Source organism: Ensifer sp. Root278 (assembly GCF_001429285.1).
Taxonomy (GTDB): Bacteria; Pseudomonadota; Alphaproteobacteria; order Rhizobiales; family Rhizobiaceae; genus Ensifer.
This window is the reverse complement of sequence record NZ_LMJJ01000022.1, coordinates 1-25182: the sequence shown is the minus strand read 5'-3', so window position 1 is coordinate 25182 and position 25182 is coordinate 1. Positions and strand designations below refer to the sequence as shown.

Sequence of the window (25182 nt, the reverse complement as noted above, 5' to 3'; positions counted from 1 at the left end):
GCCGACCAGATCGGCGGCGCCGACTACACCTTCGACTGCACCGGCAACACCAAGGTGATGCGCCAGGCGCTCGAGGCCTCGCATCGCGGCTGGGGCAAGTCSGTCGTCATCGGCGTCGCCGGCGCCGGCCAGGAGATCTCCACCCGGCCGTTCCAGCTCGTCACCGGCCGCAGCTGGATGGGCACCGCCTTCGGCGGCGCGCGCGGCCGCACCGACGTGCCGAAGATTGTCGACTGGTACATGGAGGGCAAGATCGAGATCGATCCGATGATCACCCACACCTTGGCCCTCGAAGACATCAACAAGGGCTTCGAGCTGATGCATTCCGGCGAAAGCATCCGCAGCGTGGTGGTATACTGAGCGCGAGTTCAATACCAGGCATCCGCATTGCCCCGGNCCGCCTTCGGCGGCGCGCGTGGCCGCACCGACGTGCCGAAGATTGTCGACTGGTACATGGAGGGCAAGATCGAGATCGATCCGATGATCACCCACACCTTGGCCCTCGAAGACATCAACAAGGGCTTCGAGCTGATGCATTCCGGCGAAAGCATCCGCAGCGTGGTGCTTTTCTAACCCCTGGATATCGGGGGCAGAGGCACGAAAACACCGATCAACCGACGCGCCAGGACTTGTTTCCTCCAGAACCCCGGCGCCAGTGGCGGCGCAATTGTTATCTCCAGACACTTGTTGCGCCGCCACGACCACTTTGATGATTGGCGAAAGTAGACAGATGAAAACCGTTTCGGTCTCGAAGGCGCACGGCGGCGTGCAAGGGGTCTATCAACATTCATCGAGCGTTTGCGCGTGCGAAATGACCTTTGCAGTTTTTGAGCCACCGCAAGCGGCATTAAGTCCACGACCTGTTTTGTGGTTTCTGTCGGGTTTGACGTGCACCCATGCAAATGTGATGGATAAGGGCGAATACCGAAGGATGGCCGCAGAACTTGGGCTTGTCGTGGTATGCCCTGATACAAGCCCTCGGGGCGAGGTTGATGACGTGCCCGACAATTGGCGGATCGGCAAGGGCGCGGGCTTTTACGTTGATGCCACCGAAGAGCCATTTTCCAAGAACTACCGGATGTATTCGTATCTCATCGACGAATTGCCGGCGCTCGTTGAGACATATTTCCCGGCCGATATGAGCCGACAGGCGATCATGGGGCATTCGATGGGCGGACATGGCGCACTCATCATGGCACTGAAGAATCCTGGGCGGTTCAAAAGCTGCTCCGCTTTTGCGCCCATCGTGGAACCCTCGACAGCGGAGTGGTCCAAACCCGCGCTTTCACTCTATCTTGGAGCGGATGAAGGCAAATGGAATTACTATGACGCGACGCGCCTCGTGGAAGGCGGCAAGCGCTTTCCCGAGTTTCTCATCGATCAGGGAGCCTCGGATCAATTCCTGGACGAAGGTCTTAGGCCATGGCTGTTCGAGGACGCCTGCGACAGAGCTGGTATTCCGCTCACCTTGCGCGTGCACGAGGGCTACGACCACTCATACAATTTCATCTCAACCTTCATGGACGACCACCTTCGCTGGCATGCCAATCGCCTGACGTTATCCGGGTCGTCGACTGTGGGGGCAGCGGCGTCGTTGCAGCACGTTCCCACCATATAGTCGCCAGGCCGAGCCGCGGGAAGCCCAACCCTTTCTGGGAGAGGTTAGCCGAACATAGCCTCGACCCCGTGTGGCGTTTGTTCCGATCCGCCGGCGAGTGTCCGGAGTTGGCTGTTCCCGTTATGTGCTTCGAAAGTCGCATAATGCATCGACTGGAAGGTGCCGTGCTGAGGCAGGCAGCTATGCAGCTCTATCGATTTTCGGGATCAACTCCAGTTCGCTGTGAAGATGGCACTGAGTGGCTTGCTCGTCTCCCAAGAGCTGGCAGAAAGGACAGTCTTCGCCAAAAGTTCCAGCTGTGAAAAGCCGCTCAGCAAGACCAGTCATGGTAAAGCCGGAATGCTTAGCCGATTTGCTTCGGATTGGCGTTCAGCACTTGTTGGAGACCAGCAGCTTTTGCCTTGGGATCACCTTCAGAGACCTTCACCGTTGGATGGGCGAATTCGATTCCGTTTTCGTCGAACGCTCTTTTAATGAGCGGATAGGCCCGTTTGCGCACCGTGCTTTGGGAGCCTGGTTTCGTCGTCGTTTTGAGCTTGAGTTGAATGCCGTAAGTCCCGAATTCACCAACAGCATTCATCTTCAGAGGTTCGATGATCATCGGCGCGAGCTCGGGATCCTCCGTCATTTGCTGACCGATCCGGTTGATCAGCTTTCGCGCCTTTTCAAGATCCGTGTCATAGGTGACCGTGACGAGAAGTTTGTCGATCGCATAGTCGCGACTGCCGTTCTCCACCGCACCCAATGCACTGAAAGGAATTGTGAACACAGGGCCGTTTTGATGCCGCAGACGAACGGAACGCAGGCTGAACGATTCTACAGTCCCGCTGTAATTGCCCGACTGGATGTATTCGCCCACACGAAAAGCGTCGTCCAGGAGATAGAAGATCCCACTGATGATATCCTTCACCAGGGTCTGCGCTCCGAAGCCAACTGCCAAACCGACGACTCCGGCGCTCGCAATCAGCGGCCCGATTTCGATTCCGAGCGTAGACAAGGTCATCAACACAGCAAGGGTCGCGCATATCACCATGGCGAAATTCCGCGCGACCGGTAGCAGCGTTCGCAACCTCGTTTGCTTCGCACTTACCTCGGCGCCGCTTGAACCGGCCTTATCAACCCGCGCAATCTTTGCGTCTATTGCAAGGCGTGTGAATTGCCACAGCGCATCAAAAGCAAAAAGGATGGCGAGAACAATCACACATGCGCGCGTCAACCTTAGGATCGCATCATCGCTTGTCGCCAAATGCGGGAAGCCGATCCCCCACACCCTTGCAAGGATCCAAAATGCGAGGCCGATCAGGAATGCCCGTGCCAGCGTGTCAATCATCACCATGGAAGTGGATGAAATTTGGTCGTCTGCCTGACCTTGCTCATTCGCAAAAAGATATGCCGTCAGCGTACGGACGAAGCGAAGCGCAATCGGGGTCGACAAACCAATTGCAAGCGACCAGAAGAGATGCGTCGCGCCGGCAACCCATATCAACCACAGGCCGACGACAAGGAATGTTGCGGCCCATCGGCCTAAGGTGCTGCTCTTTATCGTTTTAGGACCGCGTGCGGCTTCGAGCGATGGCGTTTGCCAGATAACGGTGATGCCGATCACCACCAAACCGAGCCCCATGACGTAAGAGATCAGCTCCGTAGCCAAGGGGTCCATGCCACTCAGCCGTGATGTTTCAGCGATTGCAGTACCAAATAAGAACCACCTAGCCGCTGTGAGCGGCCAGAACGGATTGCAATTGCGCGAAGCCCTATCATGGGCGGCGAGTGTCAACGGGCGTTCTCGTTGCTCCTCTCTCACCGAGAAAAGCACTTGTAAAACCCCACGCAGGAGCATCCATGCCGTGACCGCTGCCAAAAGGGTCAAAAGGATCGGATCAGCCAGTGGAGTCCGTTCGTAGAAGAGGAGGGGACTGAAACAGGCGATGCAGAATGCGATGATTCCGGCCACCTCTTGCACGAGGGAGCGTCCCATCAGGCTGCGGCGATGAGGCCCAAGCGCTTCACCTTCCGCTACATCGGCCGGATAGTCGGTGCTGAGGCGGCTCTTGACGAGAGACAACGCTGCAAGTCCCAAACCCACCAGCACGCCCGCCGTGGCAAAGATTGTGATAAAGCCCGCGCCGTCGCTCGCTGACCGCAGTCGCTGTGTTGCCTTCTCCACCTCGGTATTCATGCGTGGCGCAACTTGCCAAAGCTCGTTGAGATGCACTTGTATCGCCTTTAGACGTTCCGAAAAGGCTTTTCCGAAGGAACCATCGGATGGCAGGTCCTTGCGGCTTTCGGAGGCGCCACTGGCTTGTTGTCGGGCGCGGAGCCAATCCTGAACGTCTCTTTTCCCGAGTAGGTCCAGAAACTCTTCGACGTTGGATGTTAACCCGGCGGTGTGATTGGTTTCCGCCAAGGCGGACTGCGGGATTGCGAAAAGGAGCAGGGCGATCACAGTTGCTACGCGTATTAACACAGCGCGTTGTTCGACCGCCGTCCAAGAGCGGATCTTCGTTTGCACGGAAATTCGTCCCTTCAGAAAAGCCTTATCTTGTTCGGCTCTGATGCCTTTGGCGCGGTACTCCAAGCATTCGCAAATGTCTTCAAAAGCGAATCGTGAAACCGACGATCGGGCCCTGTTGCACGACATCGAAAATGAAGCCGTTGTCACGGTAATCAACGCCGAGCGCCCTGTAACCAATTGTTGCAGAAACCGTCTCGTTGATGTTGTACCCAACCCCTGCCATCACATCCCAGTCGATGTTGGCACCGCCACCACCGACAAGACCCCATCCAATCGCGTAGAAGTTTGGTGTGAAATTATAGGTGCCGCGCACCCCCGCGAGGCCATCGACCCATGTGGCGCTGTCGGTATAGCTGCGCCCACCGAGAATTCCGCCGTTGAAGGAAATCTCGGTCTCCACTGACCACACCCGCAGGCCGCCGACGACATCCAGGCGGCCCTCAGGTCCTTCAAGGACCGAGTAACCCACGCCGAAAAGGCCAGCGAATGTCTGAGTGTCGACGTCGACACTCGTCGCCAACAAACCATGTGGCGTGTTATCGTCGGCGGAAAGCTTGGTGTAGATCAGGTCGCCGAAAACGCTGAATCGTCCGTTCCGGGCCTCTCCCATGAGCATACCGCCAAAATCAAGGTTGTCGAAAATGTCACTAAAGCTCGCATCCATGTTGACCGTAGGAAGACCAAACTGTGCGGTCTCGCCAGAAAGACCTGCTGCCCAGAAGTAAGGCGTGATCGAATAGGTCCATCGTTCCTCGATCGCAGGAACGTCGTCCGGTGCTCGATTAGCATTAAGGTCAGCTGCCATCAGCGGCCCGCACAAGAGCGCGCTCGCGACGATGGCGGCCGTAACAAGTCTCTTCATAAAATGCTCCGTTCTTTCAAGAAATCCATCAGCGGCAAGGGAAAGGATAGAAGCCGTAAGGCGTATGATCATTGGCCGCCGCAACCGACGCGCCGGCGTAGGGCTTCGCGAAAGGCTACGCGCCGCTTGGACTCTACGTCGGAGCGGCAGAGGCTTATCCATTGAGGGACACCGAAGCCCCGGCGCATCTTTTCATCGGTTGTCCCTCAATTCTGTCGCGCCACACGTTGATTTAGATTCCAGCCGTTGTTTTGACGTGCAGTCCTTAACCGCGATTTCCTGCTCAGAGCTCGACCGGCCCGCTAACCCACTGAGGTGGTGAGCGTAGTTTTCGCGAGAGGCTTGATCGACAACAGCAACCGGGGCGGTGAGGATCAGGCCCGCAGCACTGCCTGCTGCTGCCGCAACCCCCGTCGTTCCAGCGATGAGGTGATCCCCAAGGCCCATCTTGCTGTCGGTCAACGTCTGGCCCTCGGAAATCCGGGCGCCGATTAATTGGACCACTTGTGGCGATTCTGCGAACTTGCCATGGTGCATGCTGTCTCCGGCCTTCACCTTGGTCAGATCAATGACGGTGATATCGTGGTCCGCTAACTCCTGCTTGTAAGGGGCCCGCTCCGGATCGATCGATCCCAGTCGGGGAATGTCACCCCAGACCCTGCGCGAGAAGGCCAGTGCCTTGTCGTCCTGCGACACGAAGAGGGTGAACCGCGGGTGCTGATTGCCCATGTCCTCGATCTGCGAGCGGAACACATCCACGTCGACGTCGGGGGCCGCGAGCATCACGTTTTTGAACTTTGCCGGCAGGCGTCCGTTACGGATTGCCATTTGGCGAAGCGCTTCCAACGTGAGCCAGTTTCCCATCGAATGAGCAAGGATCGAGACATCCTTCACCTCTTCGTCCGCAGCCAGATATTGGAACAGTGATTCCAGCGCGTTGCGGGTATAGTTGGTGCTTTCACGGTCATAGCCGTAAGCCAAGAGGCTGCCCCGCGATGGCCAGGTCACAAGAACGGGCGCACTCTTGACGCCGGAATCATGGACGATCTGGGCAAAGCGGTAGACGGAGTCTTCGAAGCGATTGTTGAACCCGTGGATGAACACAAGCACGCTTTGGTCGGGACTCTTCCTGACCGAAGCGTTCAGCCAGGCCTTAGCTTCAGTCTTTGTCAATTCGTCCGCTTTCAGAGTTGCGAAGTCGGTGGCCGGATTGGGAGGCAGCTTCTTTGGCCACGCGACATCGCCAACCTTTCGGATAGGAGGGATAGATACGGTGATGTCCGCAAACGCTGGCGCACGCGCGCGCTCGCCCGTGAACATTTCTCCGGGTACTTCCGAGCGGTCACGCGTGGTTGTGATCAGCATTTCGACGCGGCTTGCATCGGCGGACGTCTCGGCGACGGGCGTCAGCACACCCTTCGGATGACCGCCGCATCCGGAAACGGAGATGAGCGTAAGGCAAAGGATCATCCGGCGCAGACAGCTTGAGAATGAAGCGACGCGCTCAGTGCTGGTGTTTGTGTTGATCAAAACGCTTCCAACTTTCCCCTGAGATTTCGGGCCCTAGCAGTAATAGACGCCAACGGCGCAGCGCCGCACGGTTCGCCGAGCGACGCCGGCGACGCTGACAGGTGTCAGCGGCCGACCGACACGAGCCTCGGCGGGCTTCGGAAAAGCGTAGGGCCTAAGGATCGCTGCCTGCTCAGCGGCATCGATCGCGGGAAGCAAAAGCGCAGCAATAAACAGAACGGTCTTCAGTCTCCCGTGCGCGGTCATTTGTCGTCTCCCGTGGCCAGGTGATCGGGTAGTTCGTCTATGTCGGCAAGATCCGTCAGGTCGACCTTCCTGGCGTCGGTCTTGTTGACGAAGCTATAGTCTTCCGCCACGACATCGACGCCCGTCTTCCAGTCCGAAATTTGGATGCTGTATTGCGGACCTTGGTCGACCTGGCTGGCGGTAATCACGTAGCGGCAGGGATGGGGGTTTTCTCCCTGCGCGATCCAAATCTGCCAGTCGACGTCTTTCGCCCGGAAAGCGAGGTGGTCGCATTCGACACCCCCGATCACCCCACTGCCGAGGTCCTTTACGTCGGTTACGCCCTCCATCAGCTTGTCATAGGCGTCGGGCAGGAGCAGGTCCGCACCGGGCACCGGCTTGCCGAGCTTGTCGCGCATTGCATCGACCAGATGCTCGACCGTGCCCGGGAGATCCACCTGGGTGTAAAGGTTTATATCCTTTCCGACCAGCGTCACCGTCTTGCCGTCGAAAACCATTTCAACATTGGCGAAGCCGCCAAACCGCGTGGCGCGCAGCTTGTCCGGTCGCCCCAACTCGATCTTGCCGGAACTCGCGAGCAGCAATTTCTGATGGTCCTTGGTGACGACTTCCAGGTTTGAATCGTAGGCGAAGGATATCGCCTTTTGTGAAGCGAGATAGTCTGACATCGCCTTGAGGAGGCTTTTGGCCTCAGCTTCTGCCGCCAGCGTTTCTGCTTGCGGTATCAGCCCCAATAGTAAACAGAACGCTGCGGTTGAAAGGGCATTATTCGTATTCCAGCGGATCATCGGCCTATGCCTCTTGGTGCTTGGCAAGCGTCAGTCGCCGGCTGGCGTCTGATATCGACAAACTGTAGACACCGCGGAGAACGAACACCCGTAACGTCTGGTAGGCTCTGTGCGGGCAGACTGTAGAATCTGTCCGCCGCGGAAGCCTCAGGGGATTTTGAATGCGGCGGTGGCCAATACCTTCGCTTCAACTTCCTCGGCGCTCGGCACGGGAAGGCCCGCCTTTCGAAGCGACGCGATCATCCGGAGGTTGTCCCTCGGCTCAATGTTGCGCTTCCTGTGTTCTTCGATGATGTTCGGGATGTAATCCGGGCGCATCTTCATGAAGATCTCTCCCTCGCGCCTCGCCTCATCCAACAATCCAGCGTCGGCGAAGATTGCGGCTGCGACCAGGTGAAACATCGGGAACTTTTGTAGATTCGTCTTGCGGATGAGGCTCACCGCTTTATCAGGATCGTTCAGCATATAGGCCGCGAGCGCTCGTGCTCCGTGGTAGTAGCTTGCGCCACCGGGGTTGAGCGTAAGTGCTCGGTCAAGGAGATCCGCGCCACGCTGCCACTGGCCACAGATTGCGAGCCGCGTTCCGAACTCGCCCAACAGCTCCGTGTCGTTCGGGTTTAATGCCAGCGCCTCCTCGCCGGCCTGAAGCGCCTCGGTGAGTTGTTGGTTGAAGAAAAGCGCGATCATCAGGGATTGAAGCGCCCGGGTATTTCCTGGTTCCAGTTCGATCGCCCGTCGGGCCGAGTGCAACGCCCGCTCAATTGGCGCCGGCTGGCCACTCCTGAGGTTAAAGCGGAAGCGATCCTCATCGAGGTATAAAATGGACGACATTGCCCATGCCGTCGCATAACTGGGGTAACGTGCCACGACGCTTTCAAGACAGTCTCGGGCGTTGAGATGGGTCTCCGGGCTCAGTTCCGAACGATACGCGTAGAAGCGCAGTGTGCAGGCGTAGACCCCGAGGTCATCTGGGGGCGGGCTTGCTGTGGCAGCCTGCGCGATGACGCCGTACGGCTGGGCTACAGCGGCCGCAACCTTGCTCGCGACGTCGGATTGGATGGCGAAAAGTTCCCGGCTTGTTAGGTCATCGTCGTAGGTCTGGGACCACAGGATTGCGCCGTCGGATGTGTCTAATAGGCGCGCCGTCACTCGGACCTTAGGACCAGACACCCTGACGGCGCCTGCAAGCAGATAGCGAGCACCGAGCCCACCACGAATTTCGGAAGCCTCAACCTGTGGGGAGAGAGACTTCGACGTCTCGCGGCCGAAGACCATGATCTCCTTGAACCGTGGCAGGGCGGTGAGCAGTTCCTCTGTCAGCCCTGATGTGTAAAGTTGAGCCTGCGGGCCGTCGCCGAGATTGGCAAAAGGTGCGATCACCAACGTCGGCTCGTCAGGCGAGATTGCGGTTCCGCTCCGCTTCGCGGCCTCAACTATGCGCTCGCTTCCCCAGTATGTCAGCGCCGCAAGTGCGATGACGCCGAAAAGGCCGAGCATTAGCCACCCACGACGCGGCCATGAGTGATCGAGCTGTTTGCCCTCCTCCTCGACAGAGGCAAAGATGGGGGCCGCTGAGATCGGAGCGTTCCAGGTGAACGAAGGCGCGTAGCGTCCTTTTGGAATATCTATCCTGACGGGATCGTCCTGTCCGGCCACGAGATAGTAGCGCTCGAGCGCACGTCTCAGCCGTCCGGCCTCGATGCGGACGACCGGGTCATCCTGGGTGAAGTCTTCGCTCCGCTTGAATACCTCAACCGCGATTGTGTAGCCTTTTAGGCGCAGCGCTCGCCCCGCAAGGGCCTCCTCGACAACGAAACTGAGAAAGGCCGGGCCGCGGCCTCCTTTTGGAAACTCGGCACTCGAAATGATGCGTGCAAGTTGGTCACGAATATCTGCTGGACTTGGCACAGATCCTGACGATTCCGCCATCTCCTCCGATCCGTGTGCCACCAATGTGTCCATCAATCGCCCCCTACCCACTCAGCTGCGACAATCACTGATTTAGTTGCCGTCCCTTTATGTAACCTACGCTGTCACGTTTTGCTCGTCCAGAAATCATATCGGACCACCACCTCGATTTTTGTGCCCCCTAGAGTTTGCCACACCAGTGGTAAGCGTTGGTTTCGAAGCATCTCTGGGCGGATTCGCAGGAAAAATTTGAAGGAGTTTCGCGGATGCCACGGTCAGTGACGGGCGCGCGGCCGTGCCGTGCAAGAAAACATCTCAGGGGTCTCTTCCCCAGCTCGGTTGCGGCTCACGGAATCGTAACGATGCCTGGGCATGCGATGATGACAAATGCTCGTTGGTGACCTTCGCGGCGCCGATCCACGTTCCGGCGGTCGATGGAACCTCACACTCCCGCTGCGACGAACGCTCCGCCGGGGACATGGAGATGGCAAACAGCCGCCGAGACGGGATGTCGGCAGCGCTCGCCATCGTGCAGTCTCCGCGCCTGCGAATTGCCCACGTAACCGTAGCAGGGGCGTTGCATACTGTAAGCTACTTCCCTTTTGGCGACCGCATTGCGCATGTCAACGCTGGCTAACGCCTCGGCTATCGGCCGGGCAGCCGAGTTTAATGTTGTTTTCGATCGGACTTGCCATGACGAACAGACGTGCAGTTTTCGCAGGAACGATAGTTCTCACTGTTCTTGCCCTCGCCACCGTCGCTCGGGCAGACACCATCAGCTATGCCGATGCTGTGAGCTTGCTCGCCAACGATTGCGGATCGGACATCCGGAAATATTGCAAGGGGCTCAACCTTGGCAGCGGCCGCATCCAGTCCTGTCTCGAGCAGAACGAGGGCAAAGTCTCGCCGGCGTGTACCGTGACACTGGCGAACGTGATCACCTCGATACGTCAACGCCAGGCGGCGCAGTCGTCCTTTGCGACGATTTGCAAACACGACATCGCCCAGTACTGCAAAAGCGTCAAGGGCGAGGGCAATGTTCTCTCCTGTCTGAACAAGGCGACGCGCGTGAACGAAGGACAATGCGGCCAAGCCATCATCGACGCAGGGTGGCGTTGAGACCTTCTTGAGAACGAAAGGTGAGCCAATGAAGCGAATCCAATTTAAGGCGTTGCTGACGATCGGGCTGATGCTGTCCGCTGGCGAGGGGGTGGCGCAGCAAATCAGTGACATGCAACTTGTACGTACCCTCGGGAGGGTGGAAAACGCGGCGCCCGCAATTGACGTCGCGCTTCTGGTGGAGGAGGCAACGGCAAGTGCGGGTAAAGGTGTCGCCAACCTTCCGAACTGGCAGAAACTCTCCAAGCTGTCGCAATTGATCCTAGATATCGAATTCGAGAACGACTCCGTCGCCATCGAGCCAAAATCTTACCGCACGGTCGGCCTGATCGCCGATGCGCTGCACCACCCCAACCTGCGGCGCTACAAGTTTCTCGTGGTCGGTCACACGAGTTCGACCGGCGACGCCCAACACAATCTCAAGCTTAGCGCGCAGCGCGCCAATGCCATAACCGAGGCGCTTTCGACCACGTTTGCGATCGCACCAGACCGTTTGTATTCGATTGGCGTGGGCGAGGAGTGGCCGCTCGATGCAGCCAACCTGAAAGCGCCGGAAAACCGGCGGGTCCAATTGATCAACCTCGGTCTCGTCCAATAGCCCGTGTCCAGTGGTGCTTCAACTTTTGATTGCGCGCGGATTGTCCGCACAGTTGCATTCGTTACAAATTGTTTTTTGGAGGGCAAGTAATGCATATCACGCGCCGTGAATTAACGGTGGCCGGTCTTGGACTGATGGCCGCTGGTTCTGTGGGTTCGTCGGCGAACGCCGCCGACGGTTTGGTGGCAGATCTGCCGGAAGGGCTCGATGAGTTCGCGCTCGCAGTCGAAGCGTACATTTACGCCTACCCTCTCGTGACGATGGAAATGACCCGGCGCGTGATTACCAACGTCGCCGAGGTCGAAGGAACCCGAGGTCCGATGGGGCACGTCATCAAGTTGCGCCAGTATCCGGATGCCAAATTCCGCGACGTGACGGCGCCCAATGCCGATACGCTCTATACGACGGCATTCTTCGATGTGGGTGAGGAACCTTGGGTGGTCAGCTTGCCCGACCTCAAAGATCGTTATGCTCTGTTTCCGATGCTGGACGGCTGGACGACGGTGTTCGACGTTCCCGGAAAGCGGACGACCGGTACGGGGGCGCAGACCTTCGTGGTGACCGGTCCTGGGTGGGAAGGCAAGGTACCGGAGGGCATGACCCAGTACAAGTCTCCGACGAGCATCGTCTGGCTGCTTGGACGCATCTATTGCACCGGGACGCCGGAGGACTACGCGGAGGTTCATAAGCTCCAGGATGAGGTCAAACTCTATCCCTTGAGCGCATGGGGCAAGGAGTGGACCGCCCCCAAGGGCAAGGTCGATCCGGCCATCGATATGGAGACTGCCGTTCGCGAGCAAGTCAACAGCATGAACGCCATCGAGTACTTCACCCTGTTCGCCGAGCTCCTGAAACGAAACCCGCCGACCGACGCGGATGCGCCGATGGTCGCCAAGCTCGCCGAACTCGGCATCGTTCCCGGCCAGGACTTCGACAAGGCCAAGTTCGATCCGGCCTTTGTGAAGCGCGTCCCTGAGCTCGGCTTCGCCCGCATCATGACGCATTTCAAATTCAGCGACGGCGACGTGCAGGACATCGACGGCTGGGGCTTCACGACGAAGACTGGCATTTATGGCACCAACTATATCCAGCGCGCCCTCATCACCGCGATCGGTCTGGGAGCAAACCGGCCGCAGGATGCGATCTATCCGACATCGCAGAAATCCGGCGGCGGTGTGATCAAGCGGGCATATAACGGGTCCGAAAAGTACGTTCTGACATTCAAGAAGGGACTTACGCCACCGGTTTCGGGGTTCTGGTCCTTGACCATGTATGACGCGGACTACTTCTTTGTCGACAATCCGCTTAATCGCTACTCCATCAGTGCACGGGAGCCGCTCAAGGCAAATCCGGACGGCTCGATCGACCTGTTGATCCAGCATGAATCGCCCGGACCGGACAAGGAATCCAATTGGCTGCCGGCGCCCAAAGGCAAGTTTATCCTCATGATGCGCCTCTACTGGCCCAATGAGAGCAATCCTTCCATCATCGACGGCTCATGGACGATACCGCCCGTGAAGAAGGTGAGCTGATTGCACCCTGGGACTGGGGCGGCCTCTCGCCGCCTCGTTCACGGCCGTCACCCCGCGCACGATGGATTCGGCTTTGTCGCAAGCCAGGTCTCACCGAACGCCGTCGCATTCCGCTCGGTCCTTTCAGCAAGCCGGGTGTCGGCGGCTATCACGTCGTCGACGCTCGGCGCGGATCGGGATTTGACAAGAAGAGGGTTTGAGGCAGCCGAAGTGTGCCCGATCGAACTACCGAGCAGATTCGGCATACCAATGGCAGCTGCAAGACGGGAAGGCCTAACTGCGCTGACAGCCGGTGTTATTTCCAGCCCCCCGGGTTCATGCGAAAGGAGTCTCTGCATGACACATGCGGAGTTCGTTGTACACGTTCGTGAAAGCTATGCTTGTCTTTTTGATCCAAATACGAGCGAGGAGACGTGGTCCCTTTTCCTGATTGCCAATACCGGCTGGAACGGATTGATTGAGGAATATCTACGGCGTGTCGAAGTATTCCTCAGCAATCAAGGGCTGCTTTCCAAGGTCTACGTTCGGCAAATAGAGGAAAAGTGGGGTGGTCTTCGCTGCTACCTCAGTCCGACGGATGACTTCCGCCTGTCGGCAGAACTGGCGGCTGCGCTTAGCGGGATCTATCATGAGATCGCAGACCGTTCCTACCATACTTGTGACGTCTGCGGTGGGCCCGGTCGACTGATTTCAAACAATAGCCGTTATGTTACCCGGTGCAACGACCACATCGCTGACCGCAGGTTCACGATGGACTGTCGCGAGACAGGAAGAGGCCTAATGCACAAATACGTTGCGAGCGCGGAGGATAATTCAGGAGAAAGAATTGGAAACCGCTGACAACGCACCTGACGGCAATAGCGATGCGGCGACGCCGTTGTCCTGGGAAGCCAACCTTGTTGACGGTTTCGAAGGCGACAGCTTCTCGCCTTTGGGGGGGCTCTACTATCGTGACAATGTCGAGCAACGTGCCGGATCAGTCGAATTCCAGCGAAATGTCACATTTGGCAGTGCCGGCGCGTTGAAGCTAAGCGTCCGACCGCTTTTTGAGGGCGAAGACGATCGAAGCGAGCGAGCGGAGGTGTGGGAACGCACGACGCTGCGCGTACCATATGACAAGGCGGTCTGGTACGGCTTTTCCGTCAGGTTTGCCGATCCCATCCCGCAAGGGGACCACCGCCATCTGATCGCCCAATGGAAGCGCGAGATCGGTCCGGAGGCGAGGGGTGACTTTAGCCCGTTCCTGGCGCTTCGTCTCGTTCGCGGCCGACTGTTTGCGACCGTTGAGACCAGTTTTCCGGTGATCCCTCGGCGCTCTTCTTTGTCGACCGGCACATCGGCCCTCACGCCGGTTTTTCTGCGGCCGGAAAAGCGCCAGATGCGTGCGCTGGTTGCCACCGACCCTGGCTGGAAGCCACAGGACGGGCGCCTGTTCACGGCCCACACGGATCGCATAACCGTCATCCACAGGGGTAATGAGCTGCCGACGCCGCATAGTGGCTGGATTGACTTTGCAGTGATGACCCAGCCGGGACCGGATGGCACAGGGCATATCGAACTCTTCGCCAACGACCGCTGGATCGTGACGGTCCGAGGCCATATCGGGCATGACGAACATGGGCTGGGCTCTCGGCAGTATTTCAAGTTCGGCCCCTACCGCTCGGCATCTCAGGGCGAATGGACGCTCTACTTCGACAACTTTCGCCGCTCCACACGCAGTGAAGATGTTCTCGGACCGGCTGGACTTGCGGCGCTACGCTCAGCAGGCTCGTAGATCCCGGGAGGCGCAACACAAGGATGTCATGCCGCTGGAAATTTCCTCAAAGTGCCGAAGTAAAATTCCCCAGTTATGCCGACGTGGGTAGCAGGAATGCGTGACCATTTTTCGGTGGCCGTCCCCGTGATCTTGGTGGTGGCAAGAAAGCGGGTGGAGTGATGAGGGGTTTGGAACGCACGTGCTCTGGCATCAGTTCCGCATGTTGTCGCAGGCTTAGCTTGATCCTTCGATCTGAATGCGACGGCGTTGTAAAGGATTCTGTCAAGCAGCGCGATGGCGACGACGCGATCGCCAAAAGACGTCGCCCCACTCTGCGAAGCCGCGGTTGGAGGTGAGGATCACAGCGCCGCGTTCGTAGCGACCGTTGACGAACTGGGGAAGAGGTTACCGCTGCCCGCGGCGACAGGCTGATAAGCCCGCCAGGGTTTTGATGGTTGCGAGCCTGCCCATCCGCAATGCCCTTCTTGATACGGCTGTTCTCGCGCAGCGTCAGTTCTTCGATAGCAGAACGTCGATGGCCTCCAGCTCTGACAGTTCGCCATGACCCGACCTCTTCCTATTTTGCTCACGATTTGTGCTCAAAAGATCGCATAATGTATCGACTGGAATGTACGGTACCGGGCAGCTTCGCTCATGCTGCTCTACCGATTTCCGGGATCAACTCTGGTTCGCCTCCGACCAGCAGGGAAGCAGTAGTCGCAACCATTGACAGAAGCACCATGCCGACGGGTAGACCGGTCGTTAACTTCCTCTGTGGCGTTGCGTACGTGTGTGGTTCGTACATTCGCAGATCCTCAATCCTCCAATCGGGCAACGACAGCAAAGCTTGTTCCTGCGGACTGCAAGGAGGCGCTCCGGCGCCGTTGCCCGCCCAAGGCAGTTAGGCGCTGTGCTGCTTGGGCTCAGAAGAAAACTAACGCGAGGGTAGAGGGCGACAACGAACCTAAGACCTTTGCGCTGGCCGTTTGAGACTGAAGTCCCATGGCGGAACCTTTTCCGCCGCCCTAGCTTTGAAAATACTCTCGATCGTCGACCCAATCGAGATGCCTCTAGGCCCCACCAGCCCTTAGTGTCCCCGCTAACTGTGGGGCCTACCGAGCGGATGCTCGCATATGATTCACCTCACCGGTCCTGCTTCCGCGGGACCGTTTTTTTATCCAGCATAATTAGCTTTTTGGGGAGTGAGTGCGGGTGGACAACCAAACTCGGAGCATGAAGGCTGCCCCTTCGCATACAGGGGAAGGGGCAGCGGTCCGAGCGTTAGTCGATAACACGAACGATTTTGCGGGTGCCCGGGTCAACCAGGACGGTGCGGTTGTCTACCACCACATAGCGGTACTTGATATCCGGTGCATCGATCGTGTGCAGTTCTACCGTTTCGGGGAGTGCCGAGCCGACGTTGAGCTCCACTCCAGGAAGTTTGATGGAGGCAAGCGGCTTCTTCTTAACATATTCGCGAACGACCGTTTCCTGCTCTGGAGTAACAATGACCGTCTGAGCTAGGGCGAGGCTAGAAGTGCCGAGCACAAACAGCCCTGCAAGGGCGGAGCTCATAAGCTTTTTCATGTTCTTCTCCGGTTCGGATGTTGTTACCCACTCATCAAGGCGGGACTACTACCAACCCCGTTGCGCAATTTTCGTTCCGATGGTCAGACTTCGGTCGCGTGGGTCCGGACCTTAGCCCAGTGGACCTTTCGGAAATGGTCCGACGGGACACCCGACACGTACGACAACCCGTTTGGCGCCCGCTATATCCTCAGCGACCCTGCGGATAAACTCGTCCGCGCCGGGGGCACTTACTTGGCCCTCGATCACGACGCTGTTCCCTAGTGCTCTGAAGCAAAGGCCTTGGGTATCAAATGGAGCTTCGGCGGCCAGCGCATACTTTAGCGAGGCGATTAGCCCCGAGGCATCGGAACCCTCGCCACCGCGGACGTCAAATTCAGGTGGGATTAGGATCATCGCCAGAACTCCTTCTTGAGTTCCAACCCGTCCATTCGAGCATTGTTCCCGCAGACTGATAGATAGAGCTGCGGGACGTTTGCTCCCGCCACATCGCGCTATCGAACAGCGCAGCCTCGTCGCTCACCCCACTACGGAATTGATCGGCAATATGCCGGGCCAGGCTTTCGGTGCGTTTGCCATAGCGCGGGATACTACACCAGACGCACACCCGATCGAACGTCCGTTGGAGCGTATCAAGTTCGTCGGGGCTGAGTAGCTGGCCGGTAATCTCCTGGATCGAAACCTCGTGGTTGCCGTGCGGAAGCGAGTCCGCGTTCTCTTCCAGCGCCGCCAATTTATAGTAGCCGATCATGTGTTTCAGAACGCCGCTCTCCCGAACGCCCCCTTGGTAGCAATTGAGAATGCGTATTGCGATTGCCTCTGCGGCCTCACTATTCCGCGACAGGCCGAGCCCGCGCAGGACATCCACAAAGATCTGTTCGATTTGGTTGATTTCGTGAGGGAGGAGTACCTTTGAATGGGCTGTGGGAAACATCACGGCGATCCGAAGAATGGTTTCGGATGATCGTCGCCGGCGAACGAGGTCCACCGGATGAACCTGTTGCGGCAGGATTGCACAACACGGAGTCAGACAGACAGCGCGAGGATCATATGCCGGGTTTGTTTCCGGTTTGTGGGTCTGGGATCGCATAATGTATCGTCGGGAACGACATCCTTGTCGGGATGTTGGACGGGTGTTCCGAGGCTCCGCGCGGACGTACATGGTGTGGGCGATACGTTCCTCGATCGACACTGACTGTCGCCCCTGAGGGGCGCCGCATCAGACAGCACGAGCGGCCGTTATTCAAGACGACGGATGTTGAATGGTCGCCCCGACAAAGTAACCAGGCGGCGATGGGCGCGTCACGCAACTGTCACGCGCAAAGTACTTTAGAAACTGCTAAGACGTAGAAAGCGATGACCATGTTCGAGTACGAAAATGCGCCGATACCTTTTTCACATTCATCTTCTTGGGACGGTCAATCGCGACCACACCGGAGCGTTTCATGCTAGCGACAGCCAGGCGGTGGCGCGCGGAAGATCGGTTGCGGACGGGATCGCAGAAAACGACAGGCACCGGAGCGTAATCGTAACAGTTGAAAGGGCAGGTGGCCCGGTTTTGGCGCGTGTAACTGCGACGAAGGCCATGCCCCCTTGGCAGTCTGCAAGCTCGAAGTTCGAACACGCTTGGCGGGAACTGTCCGGCTTGGATTCCAGCCAACTCCGAGGGATTGCGCCCGCGTTTTCAGGGAGGAAGGAAGGTTTGGACGACGAGCCGGTCCTTAAAGACTATCTCGGCGAACGGGAGAAGGCGGACTATTGGCTGGCGATCGACGCTGACGACTTCGTACCGCAATACAATGCCGACTGCATGCATTCCGTACTTGGGTCATCGTCGGCCCGTCCTATTGGGGCCCGGAAGCGATCCGCCTTGGAGCGGTTACGATCCTTACAGGGAGTGTGACGAACGAGGCAAGTGTGCTCCCACTTGCCGTTTTACTTTTGGGTGTTGACGACGAGTTTGCAGCGATGCCGTCTTGCAAAACGTGCCCCAGCTGTTCAAGCGAACTCGTTGCTCTGATTGCTTGCGCGTCCCCGCAAGCGCGGCCACGAAGAGTACGGCAAGCCCAATGTACAAGGCGACGTTCAGCCCGGTGCGCCCGTACATTCCACCCATCGTCGCCAGCATGATGATGCCCATCGGAGCTACCATCGTCAGCGCCATGTAGGCCGTATTGAGATTGTTCCGGAAATCCGCCCAGCCGTCGATCATCGAGAACATGACGAAGTACATCACGATCAGGCTGAGAACCATGTTGACCGTGAACATGATGTAGTTGTGCGTCGCCCCGTCATGATGCTGCATCGGCGGCCTGTGTTGATTCACCATGGTGATCCTCCGCTCATTGTTCCGGCCATCCTCGAAACCGTGCGGCCGCTCGTAGGTACCATCACGGGCATACGTCGCGGGACATCCACAACCAGCCGATCCGCAAACGCCCGTTTCGGCGCGGAACTTTTGATCGGCAGACGGATTGTAGGCTCGAAGGGAACGCGCCCCATGCCTGCCTTCCGAGTTTCACTCCAGGTCATCTTAATCGGTGCACTCTGCCTTGGGATTCTCAGTCTGCACGGCACACTGGGCGCCACCGTTCATGTCGGACGCCATTGCCCCTCCGTCACGGAGCCTAACCATCGCGCTTCCGACTTCGCCTCGCCGCCGGGCTGCTGCACAAAATCTCAGTGCTGTGCGGTTCTGGTGGATTGCGTGCGTGCGGCGAAGATCCACCCCCCGCATCTTCGCAGCCCGCTTGCAGTGCAGGCGAAGGCGTTCCTGCTCGTCCGGGTGCTTCATCCTCCGCCCAAGACCAGCACTCTCCCGATCTGAAACACACGTCCTTCCGAACATGGAGAGTACAATGAACAGCTTGCTTAAGCTCATAGTCGCCGGGACGGCCATACCAGCCATCCTTCTCGCAGCGACCGAAACGGCGTCGGCTCAGATGGCGATGCCGGACGCATGCAAATCGGCATCTTCGATGAGTGGCGACATGAAGATGCCAGGCGGCATGCAGACCGGCGAAATGGCCGACCATCAGAAAGCAATGATGGAGTCCATGCAGAAAATGCACCCGGCCATGATGCAGGGAATGATGGCGAAGGATCCTGATGTCGCGTTCGTCTGCGGCATGATCGGCCATCACATGGGCGCGATCAGCATGTCCGAGGTCGAGCTGAAATACGGTGATGACGAGCAGGCCAAGTCCATGGCCCAGAAGATCATCGACGCTCAGAAGAAGGAAATCGAGGGGATGAGCGCCTGGGTCAAGGAACACGCCAAGTGAGGCCTCGCTAGCTTTGTCGGGAGGATACCGAGAGAGGCATCCTCCCGTTGGTCACTGCCGGAACCTGCTGGTGGCGTCCCGGGCCATCCGCGTGACGCACCAGCGTGCATAAATGCGCCCGAGGAGCGGGCCGATAATTCTGCCCGCCACCGTTGCCGGATCGTCGTAGTTGATGAATACCCGTAGCCGGGAGCCACCACCGGATCCATGGATCTCGAATCCCATCCTGTAGGCTCCGATGACAAGGAGGTCCGGCCGTCCCAGCGTCTCCCAGACCTTGCTGACCGGAGGCCGGTGTTCGACAATCACCTCGTCCACGGTGAGCTCCAGTCCGAGCACGCTGCCTCGCATCGAGATGCGGGATCCGACAGCGCGTCCGGCAGAATCGTCGAGCGAGTATGACATCCGTCCGCCGAGCATCATCATCGACGGCTTCCCCATGTGTGAACCGAGGGCGGCCTGGTCATCGAGGAAGTCGAAAAGCGTCTCGGGGGAAGCTGCAACACCGGTGACGGATTCTGCCGAGCGAATGTAGCTCATGTGATGTCCCCCGGCTCCGTCGGGTGGCTTCCACGGTCATGGCGATGCCCGCCGTGCCCATGCCCATGGAAGAGATGCATCAACGGGCACGGCAGCAACAGATAGGGCGTGAGACCCAACACGTGCTGCCAGTGCTCGCGAAGAACGAAGACCGCGGTAATCACCGCGAGCGAAGCGGCGAAGAAAGTCCATCTGCGATCCCACATCATATCCGTGCGCTCCTCAATCTCAGGGCATTGCCAATCACGCTGACGGACGAAAGCGCCATGGCGGCCGCCGCGATGATCGGCGACAGCAGCAGCCCGAAAGCCGGGTAGAGCACTCCCGCAGCTACAGGTACGCCTGCAGCGTTGTAGATGAAGGCGAAGAACAGGTTCTGCCGGATGTTCGCCATGGTCGCATGGCTGAGGCGCCGTGCACGCACGATGCCTTGCAGATCGCCCTTCAGCAGCGTGACGCCCGCACTTTCGATCGCGACATCGGTCCCGGTTCCCATGGCGACGCCGACGTCGGCGGCGGCAAGGGCTGGGGCGTCGTTGACGCCGTCACCCGCCATGGCGACGATCCGGCCTTCCTTGCGCAGTCGGGCGACGATCTCACTCTTGTGCTCGGGCAAGACTTCCGCCTCGACCTCCGTGATCCCCAGCTTGCGAGCGACAGCGCTGGCGGTGGTGCTGTTGTCACCGGTGAGCATGACCACGCGGACGCCGTCCTTGATTAGCGCTTCCACCGCAGCCGGTGTCGTGGCCTTGATTGGATCGGAAATCGCAAACAGACCGCCCAGGCGGCCGTTGATCGCCGCGAAGATCACGGTTGCTCCCTCGCCACGCAGTTCTTCCGCCTTTTGCGAGAGAGCAGAGACGTCCACCTTCTCCTCCGACATGATCCGGTGGCTGCCGATGATCAGCCTGCGACCGTCGACGATACCCATCACGCCCTTGCCGACCGGACTGTCGAAGTCTTCGGCAGACCCGAGGTCCAGGCCGCGCTCGTTGGCGGCATCGACGATGGCGCTTGCGAGCGGATGTTCGCTCGGCCGTTCCAAGGTGGCGGCCAGTCGCAGCAAGTCGGCTTCAGATACGCCGCTCACGGCGACGATTTCGGTGACCTTCGGCTTGCCCTCGGTGAGCGTTCCCGTCTTGTCGACCACCAGCGTGTCGACCTTCTCGAAGCGTTCGAGGGCTTCGGCGTTCTTGATCAGCACGCCGACACTCGCGCCCTTGCCGACACCGACCATGATCGACATCGGCGTGGCAAGACCGAGCGCGCAGGGGCAGGCGATGATGAGCACGGCCACTGCGGCGACCAGTCCGTGCGCGAACCGCGGCTCCGGTCCGATCATCATCCACGTCGCGAAGGCAATGACGGCAATCACGATGACGACCGGAACGAACCAGCCGGAGACCTCGTCGGCGAGCCGCTGGATCGGGGCGCGGGAGCGCTGCGCCTCGGCGACCATGTGGACGATCCGGGACAGCATGGTGTCGCGGCCGACCTTGCCCGCCTCCATGATGAAGCCGCCCGTCCGGTTCATAGTGCCGCCGATCAGTTTTGCCCCGACCTCTTTGGTGACGGGCATCGACTCCCCGGTGATCATGGATTCATCGATCGAACTGCGTCCTTCGAGGAGAGTACCGTCGACCGGAACCTTCTCGCCAGGGCGAACGCGCAGCTTGTCGCCTACGACGACGGTCTCGAGCTCCACGTCCTCGTCGGTGCCATCGCTGCGGATGCGGCGGGCCGTCTTCGGCGCGAGATCGAGAAGCGCCCTGATCGCCCCGCCCGTCTGCTCGCGCGCCTGCAGCTCAAGAACCTGCCCGAGCAGCACCAGCACGGTGATGACGGCGGCCGCCTCGAAGTAGATCGCGACCGCTCCTTCGCTGGATCGGAATGTTTCCGGAAACAGGCCTGGGGCAACGGTTGCGACGACGCTGTAGACCCAGGCGACGCCCGTTCCCATGGCGATCAGCGTAAACATGTTGAGGTGCCGGGTGACGAGTGATTGCCAGGCCCGCTGGAAGAAGGGAGCGCCTGCCCAAAGGACGACCGGGGTCGCCAGGATGAGTTGGATCCAGTTCGACGTCTGTGCGCCGAGCAGCGTGTGCAGATTGGTGAGATGACCACCCATCTCGAGCGCCAGCACGGGCAATGTCAGAACCAGGCCGATCCAGAGCCGTCGCCGCATGTCGACAAGCTCCGGGCTTGGACCCATGTCGGCCGTGACGACCTCGGGCTCGAGTGTCATGCCACAAATCGGGCAGTTGCCGGGGCCAATCTGGCGCACCTGGGGATGCATGGGGCAGGTGTAGATCAGGCCATCCTGCTGTGAGCCCAGCGTGCCTGGGGCTTCGGCAGTCCTCGCGTTCTGATTGGCGTGGTGGTGATGGTCGTGACCTTCATGTACGTGGTGATGCTTATGTTCGTCCATGTGATTTCTCCGTAACGGTACCCGCCTCCAACAGAGCTAGCGTCCAGCCACCCAATAAGCGGGCCGGACGTCTCTTGTTTATGCGTAAGCGACGAAGGACATCATTCCCGATGCCATGTGATAGAGGATGGCAGTGGAGCGGCCAACGGCCCGGATTGTTTGCGTCGAACACTACGCTCACGCTCCCCATCGGTGGCACAACAACGGTATCCCTCACGGCGCCGCCGATTGCCTTTCCGTTGATGTCGACCACCTGGAAGTGGTGCCCGTGCAAATGCATCGGATGGGACATCATCGACATGTTGCGCATGACGATCTCGATCCTTTCACCTTGGCGAACGCCAAGGTTGTCGCCGCCCTCGATCCGCCAGTCGTAGCCGCTCATGCTGCCCATAAGCGTCAATTCAAACCGACGGTCGGCGGCACGGACGGCAAGCGGCGCGGCTGCTGCGAGCCGCGTTTCGAGGTCGAGCCCGACGATTGGACCGGAATCCTCTCCACGCGCTGCGATCCTGGCGATCGTGGCGCCCGTCGGCGCAAGGATGACCCCTGCGCGATGCTCAGTGCGCTCGCGCAGCGCCAGGATTGGATGGGCTTTGGCGGACTTCGGAAGTTCAAGCCGGATATCGAGCCGCTGTCCCATGGAGATCGGGAAGCGTGTCCCTAGAACCGGCTGCACCGGCTGTCCGTCGACGGCGATCAACTGTCCGGTGAGCGTGCCCGTGTCGATCGTGAAGGCGGTGGCCGTCGCGCCATTGATGATGCGCAGGCGGACGCGTCCGCCGCTCTCGACGGTGAAGACTTCAGGGTCGTCGAGCGTCCGGTCGTTGGCGAGATAGGCATCGTACTCGATGTCGTTCAGATCCATGGCGGCCATGCCTGGCATCGCCATGCCGGACATGTGGCCCTGCATGCTGGACGCCATGCCCTGCACCATCGCACTGTGGTCCATCCCGTGACCGCCCGATGATCCCTTCAGCTTGGCGTGCAGTTCTTCGGCAGGCGTGAAGGAGAAGTCGTGGAGCAGGATGACCACTTCCTGCTCGTCGCGCTGCCTGTCGTCGGCCGTCCGCACGATCAGGGGCGCGGCAAGCAGGTTCTGCTCCTGGAGCGTATACGCATGCATCCAGTGCGTGCCGCCGGAGCCGACCGGAAACGTGTAGCGCCGGGTTTCCTTCGCTTTCAGAAGCGCTGCGGGATTGTCCGGGACTCCGTCCATATTCCATGGCGGCGCAAGTCCGTGCCAGTGGATGAGCGTCGCTTCGCCGCCTTGATTTGAAAGGGTGACGTCGAACGCAAGCTCCGCGTCGAGCGTCAGCCCGACAGCGCCATCCGGCTGAAGGAGCCCAAGCACGTCGGCGGCTTTGCCGTTCACCTCGATCACGCGCTTCGTGATCGCAAGGTTGCGGGTGCCCGCGCTTGATGTTGCTATGCTGGCCTCAGCCCAGCTTGTGTTTGGATGTAGGGCGGCGCCCGATGCGGCGACCACGACGCCCGACATCAGCCCGCCCAGGAATTCACGGCGTTTCATATCCATTGACCTCTCGTTCCGTGCCGGTCGATGCCGGCGAAAATCACACCACGCGGGTGCGATCGTGGAAGACCGCCGTCAAACGACGGCTGGTCCGGCTCATCCGGCGGATCGAGGAGGGCCGATGGCGGGTCGCGAAATGATGCCGTTGATGGGGGGGTGGGGTGTGAGGTCCCGGCGACCGCCGGACTTCAGGGTGACTTCGCCGAAGATCGGAGCCGGGAACAACGCATGGCACAGGCTGCAGATGCGCTTGCAGCACGCTTTCTGGTCGTCTGTTTCTTTCTCGGCGTGGAGATCGGCTTTCACCTGCGGGGAAACGACATGTTCACTGCCCGCGATGTGTGGCCCGCATTCGATGGGGGTCGCCTCAGCCTTCGGCACGGCCAGAAACAGAAGAGCGACCAAGATGGCCAGCAATTCTGTTGTGCGTTTCCGGACGGTCTGGCTGACGGCGATCATGTTTTCGTCCGACACCTCGTGCTGTATTGACGACCACAGTGCGCGATCCTGGCAATCTCGCCTTGACCTTGATCAAACGCCGACAAGAGCGCGGCTCTCAATGAGAGGATTGCATCCGAATGTGTCCGAAGGTTGTAAAATGGTGCGGCCTTATTGTCGCTGCGATCGTGGCAGCGGGCTTTTCGACCACGACGGCCCAGAGAGCGGAAATCGACGTCGTTCGCCAAAGGCAGCAGGACATGAAGGCGATGGCCGCTGCCGCCAAGAACATCGATGCCATGTTCAAGGGGACACTGCCCTACGATGCGAAGGCTTTCAAAGCCGCCACCGAAACCATCAGGGCACATTCCGGCGAAAAGCTGTCGGTCCTGTTCGAAGGCTCCGTCACCGCCGAAGGTTCCAAGGCCAGCGCCGGCATCGAAGCGGAGCGACCGAAGTTCGACAAACTGGCTGCCGATCTCGGAACTTATGCCGCGGCGCTCTCAGTCGCGGCCGATCGCAACCCGGATGTTCTCGCTCTCGACATGCGAATGCAGGGCAGTGATGCGAAGATGGGCGGGCCGCTCGCCAAGAGAAACCCGGACGTGCCCGACCCGAAGACCATGCCCGCCGAGCACGCTTTCCATCTGATGCTGCAAATTTGCACCTCCTGCCACGCCAAGTTTCGCGTCCTAGCCGAGTAGCACAAGTCACTCTGCCACGGTGCAGGCCGCTATCCACCCCTGATGGGATCTCAAGGCGATAGATTCGTGGTTGGCTTCGGTTTTTTGTTCGCATCGAAATCTGGGCAGCATCCTGAAGTGCACACTCCAATCTCAGTACCGCAGTTAATGCGTCGTGAGGAGCCGCGCTAGGAGAATTGCTTCCATGCTGATTCC

23 protein-coding genes and 2 pseudogenes are annotated in these 25182 nt (G+C 59.3%); 10 read left to right on the top strand and 15 right to left on the bottom strand.

Features of this window, described 5'->3' with window-relative positions; translation table 11 throughout:
* From ASE60_RS16450 to fghA, 3 genes and pseudogenes are all read left to right on the top strand, one after another.
* Nucleotides 1-360 (top strand): zinc-binding dehydrogenase (locus tag ASE60_RS16450; RefSeq protein ID WP_156414664.1); only part of this gene is annotated, 360 nt, incomplete at its 5' end.
* Between the two features lie 37 nt (nt 361-397).
* A pseudogene (locus ASE60_RS16445) lies at nt 398-573 on the top strand (S-(hydroxymethyl)glutathione dehydrogenase); the annotation flags it as partial.
* A gap of 157 nt (nt 574-730) precedes the next feature.
* The gene (gene fghA / locus ASE60_RS16440) at nt 731-1618 is read left to right on the top strand and encodes an S-formylglutathione hydrolase (RefSeq protein ID WP_057251629.1); all 888 of its coding nucleotides are present in this window, start codon (nt 731-733) and stop codon (nt 1616-1618) included.
* Nucleotides 1619-1961: 343 nt separating this feature from the next.
* On the opposite strand, the gene ASE60_RS16435 is transcribed toward fghA, so the two are convergent.
* From ASE60_RS16435 to ASE60_RS16410, 6 genes are all read right to left on the bottom strand, one after another.
* Nucleotides 1962-4130 carry a mechanosensitive ion channel family protein gene (locus ASE60_RS16435; protein ID WP_162261303.1) on the bottom strand — a complete coding sequence of 723 codons (2169 nt, stop codon included), beginning with the start codon at nt 4128-4130 and terminating at the stop codon, nt 1962-1964.
* Between the two features lie 82 nt (nt 4131-4212).
* Entirely contained in the window at nt 4213-4995 is a 783-nt protein-coding gene (locus ASE60_RS16430; RefSeq protein ID WP_057251627.1) for a hypothetical protein, read from the bottom strand.
* Nucleotides 4996-5187: 192 nt separating this feature from the next.
* Complete coding sequence (locus ASE60_RS16425) at nt 5188-6465, bottom strand: alpha/beta hydrolase (protein ID WP_057251626.1); 1278 nt, start codon at nt 6463-6465, stop codon at nt 5188-5190.
* 93 nt (nt 6466-6558) lie between these two features.
* Nucleotides 6559-6771: a hypothetical protein gene (locus ASE60_RS16420; protein WP_057251625.1), complete on the bottom strand. Its 213-nt coding sequence runs from the start codon at nt 6769-6771 to the stop codon at nt 6559-6561.
* Complete coding sequence (locus ASE60_RS16415; protein ID WP_057251624.1) at nt 6768-7559, bottom strand: DUF2092 domain-containing protein; 792 nt, start codon at nt 7557-7559, stop codon at nt 6768-6770. The genes ASE60_RS16420 and ASE60_RS16415 overlap by 4 nt, the downstream gene beginning before the upstream one ends.
* A 147-nt stretch (nt 7560-7706) precedes the next feature.
* Nucleotides 7707-9521 (bottom strand): adenylate cyclase, encoded by a 1815-nt coding sequence (locus tag ASE60_RS16410; protein WP_057251623.1) that lies wholly within the window; start codon nt 9519-9521, stop codon nt 7707-7709.
* A gap of 639 nt (nt 9522-10160) precedes the next feature.
* Between ASE60_RS16410 and ASE60_RS16405 the strand changes: the two genes are divergently transcribed.
* The 5 genes from ASE60_RS16405 (at nt 10161) to ASE60_RS16385 (ending at nt 14490) form a co-directional block, all read left to right on the top strand.
* Nucleotides 10161-10586, top strand: coding sequence for a cysteine rich repeat-containing protein (locus tag ASE60_RS16405; RefSeq protein ID WP_057251632.1), 426 nt, complete (start codon nt 10161-10163; stop codon nt 10584-10586).
* A gap of 28 nt (nt 10587-10614) precedes the next feature.
* On the top strand, nt 10615-11184 hold the full coding sequence (locus ASE60_RS16400) for an OmpA family protein (protein WP_057251622.1): 570 nt from the start codon (nt 10615-10617) through the stop codon (nt 11182-11184).
* An 89-nt stretch (nt 11185-11273) separates the two neighbouring features.
* Nucleotides 11274-12716, top strand: a complete 1443-nt coding sequence (locus ASE60_RS16395) for a DUF1254 domain-containing protein (protein ID WP_057251621.1) — start codon at nt 11274-11276, stop codon at nt 12714-12716.
* 336 nt (nt 12717-13052) lie between these two features.
* Entirely contained in the window at nt 13053-13556 is a 504-nt protein-coding gene (locus tag ASE60_RS34615) for a hypothetical protein (protein ID WP_156414662.1), read from the top strand.
* Nucleotides 13557-13593: 37 nt separating this feature from the next.
* Nucleotides 13594-14490, top strand: a complete 897-nt coding sequence (locus ASE60_RS16385) for a polysaccharide lyase (protein WP_057251631.1) — start codon at nt 13594-13596, stop codon at nt 14488-14490.
* A 264-nt stretch (nt 14491-14754) separates the two neighbouring features.
* Here ASE60_RS16385 and ASE60_RS36055 read toward each other — a convergent pair whose 3' ends face one another.
* The 4 genes from ASE60_RS36055 to ASE60_RS16365 all read right to left on the bottom strand — a co-directional run bounded on the left by ASE60_RS36055 (nt 14755) and on the right by ASE60_RS16365 (nt 18388).
* Entirely contained in the window at nt 14755-14835 is an 81-nt protein-coding gene (locus ASE60_RS36055; RefSeq protein ID WP_280137712.1) for a hypothetical protein, read from the bottom strand.
* Between the two features lie 918 nt (nt 14836-15753).
* On the bottom strand, nt 15754-16059 hold the full coding sequence (locus ASE60_RS16380; protein WP_057251619.1) for a DUF1236 domain-containing protein: 306 nt from the start codon (nt 16057-16059) through the stop codon (nt 15754-15756).
* Nucleotides 16060-16435: 376 nt separating this feature from the next.
* Nucleotides 16436-16993, bottom strand: a complete 558-nt coding sequence (locus tag ASE60_RS16375; RefSeq protein ID WP_057251618.1) for a hypothetical protein — start codon at nt 16991-16993, stop codon at nt 16436-16438.
* Nucleotides 16994-17947: 954 nt separating this feature from the next.
* The gene (locus ASE60_RS16365; RefSeq protein WP_244495646.1) at nt 17948-18388 is read right to left on the bottom strand and encodes a hypothetical protein; all 441 of its coding nucleotides are present in this window, start codon (nt 18386-18388) and stop codon (nt 17948-17950) included.
* A 529-nt stretch (nt 18389-18917) separates the two neighbouring features.
* On the opposite strand from ASE60_RS16365, the gene ASE60_RS16355 reads away from it, so the two are divergent.
* Nucleotides 18918-19343, top strand: coding sequence for a DUF305 domain-containing protein (locus ASE60_RS16355; protein ID WP_057251615.1), 426 nt, complete (start codon nt 18918-18920; stop codon nt 19341-19343).
* Nucleotides 19344-19394: 51 nt separating this feature from the next.
* On the opposite strand, the gene ASE60_RS16350 is transcribed toward ASE60_RS16355, so the two are convergent.
* The 5 genes and pseudogenes from ASE60_RS16350 to ASE60_RS34610 all read right to left on the bottom strand — a co-directional run bounded on the left by ASE60_RS16350 (nt 19395) and on the right by ASE60_RS34610 (nt 24304).
* The gene (locus tag ASE60_RS16350; RefSeq protein WP_057251614.1) at nt 19395-19883 is read right to left on the bottom strand and encodes an SRPBCC family protein; all 489 of its coding nucleotides are present in this window, start codon (nt 19881-19883) and stop codon (nt 19395-19397) included.
* Nucleotides 19880-20092, bottom strand: a complete 213-nt coding sequence (locus ASE60_RS16345; RefSeq protein ID WP_057251613.1) for a DUF2933 domain-containing protein — start codon at nt 20090-20092, stop codon at nt 19880-19882. The genes ASE60_RS16350 and ASE60_RS16345 overlap by 4 nt, the downstream gene beginning before the upstream one ends.
* Nucleotides 20089-22311, bottom strand: a complete 2223-nt coding sequence (locus ASE60_RS16340; RefSeq protein ID WP_057251612.1) for a copper-translocating P-type ATPase — start codon at nt 22309-22311, stop codon at nt 20089-20091. The genes ASE60_RS16345 and ASE60_RS16340 overlap by 4 nt, the downstream gene beginning before the upstream one ends.
* Before the next feature lie 78 nt (nt 22312-22389).
* Nucleotides 22390-23842 (bottom strand): annotated as a pseudogene (locus tag ASE60_RS16335) (multicopper oxidase domain-containing protein).
* Between the two features lie 99 nt (nt 23843-23941).
* On the bottom strand, nt 23942-24304 hold the full coding sequence (locus ASE60_RS34610) for a hypothetical protein (protein ID WP_156414661.1): 363 nt from the start codon (nt 24302-24304) through the stop codon (nt 23942-23944).
* A 119-nt stretch (nt 24305-24423) separates the two neighbouring features.
* Between ASE60_RS34610 and ASE60_RS16325 the strand changes: the two genes are divergently transcribed.
* A complete protein-coding gene (locus tag ASE60_RS16325; RefSeq protein WP_057251610.1) occupies nt 24424-24987 on the top strand; it encodes a cytochrome c in 564 nt (187 codons plus the stop codon).
* Nucleotides 24988-25182 lie beyond the last annotated feature (195 nt).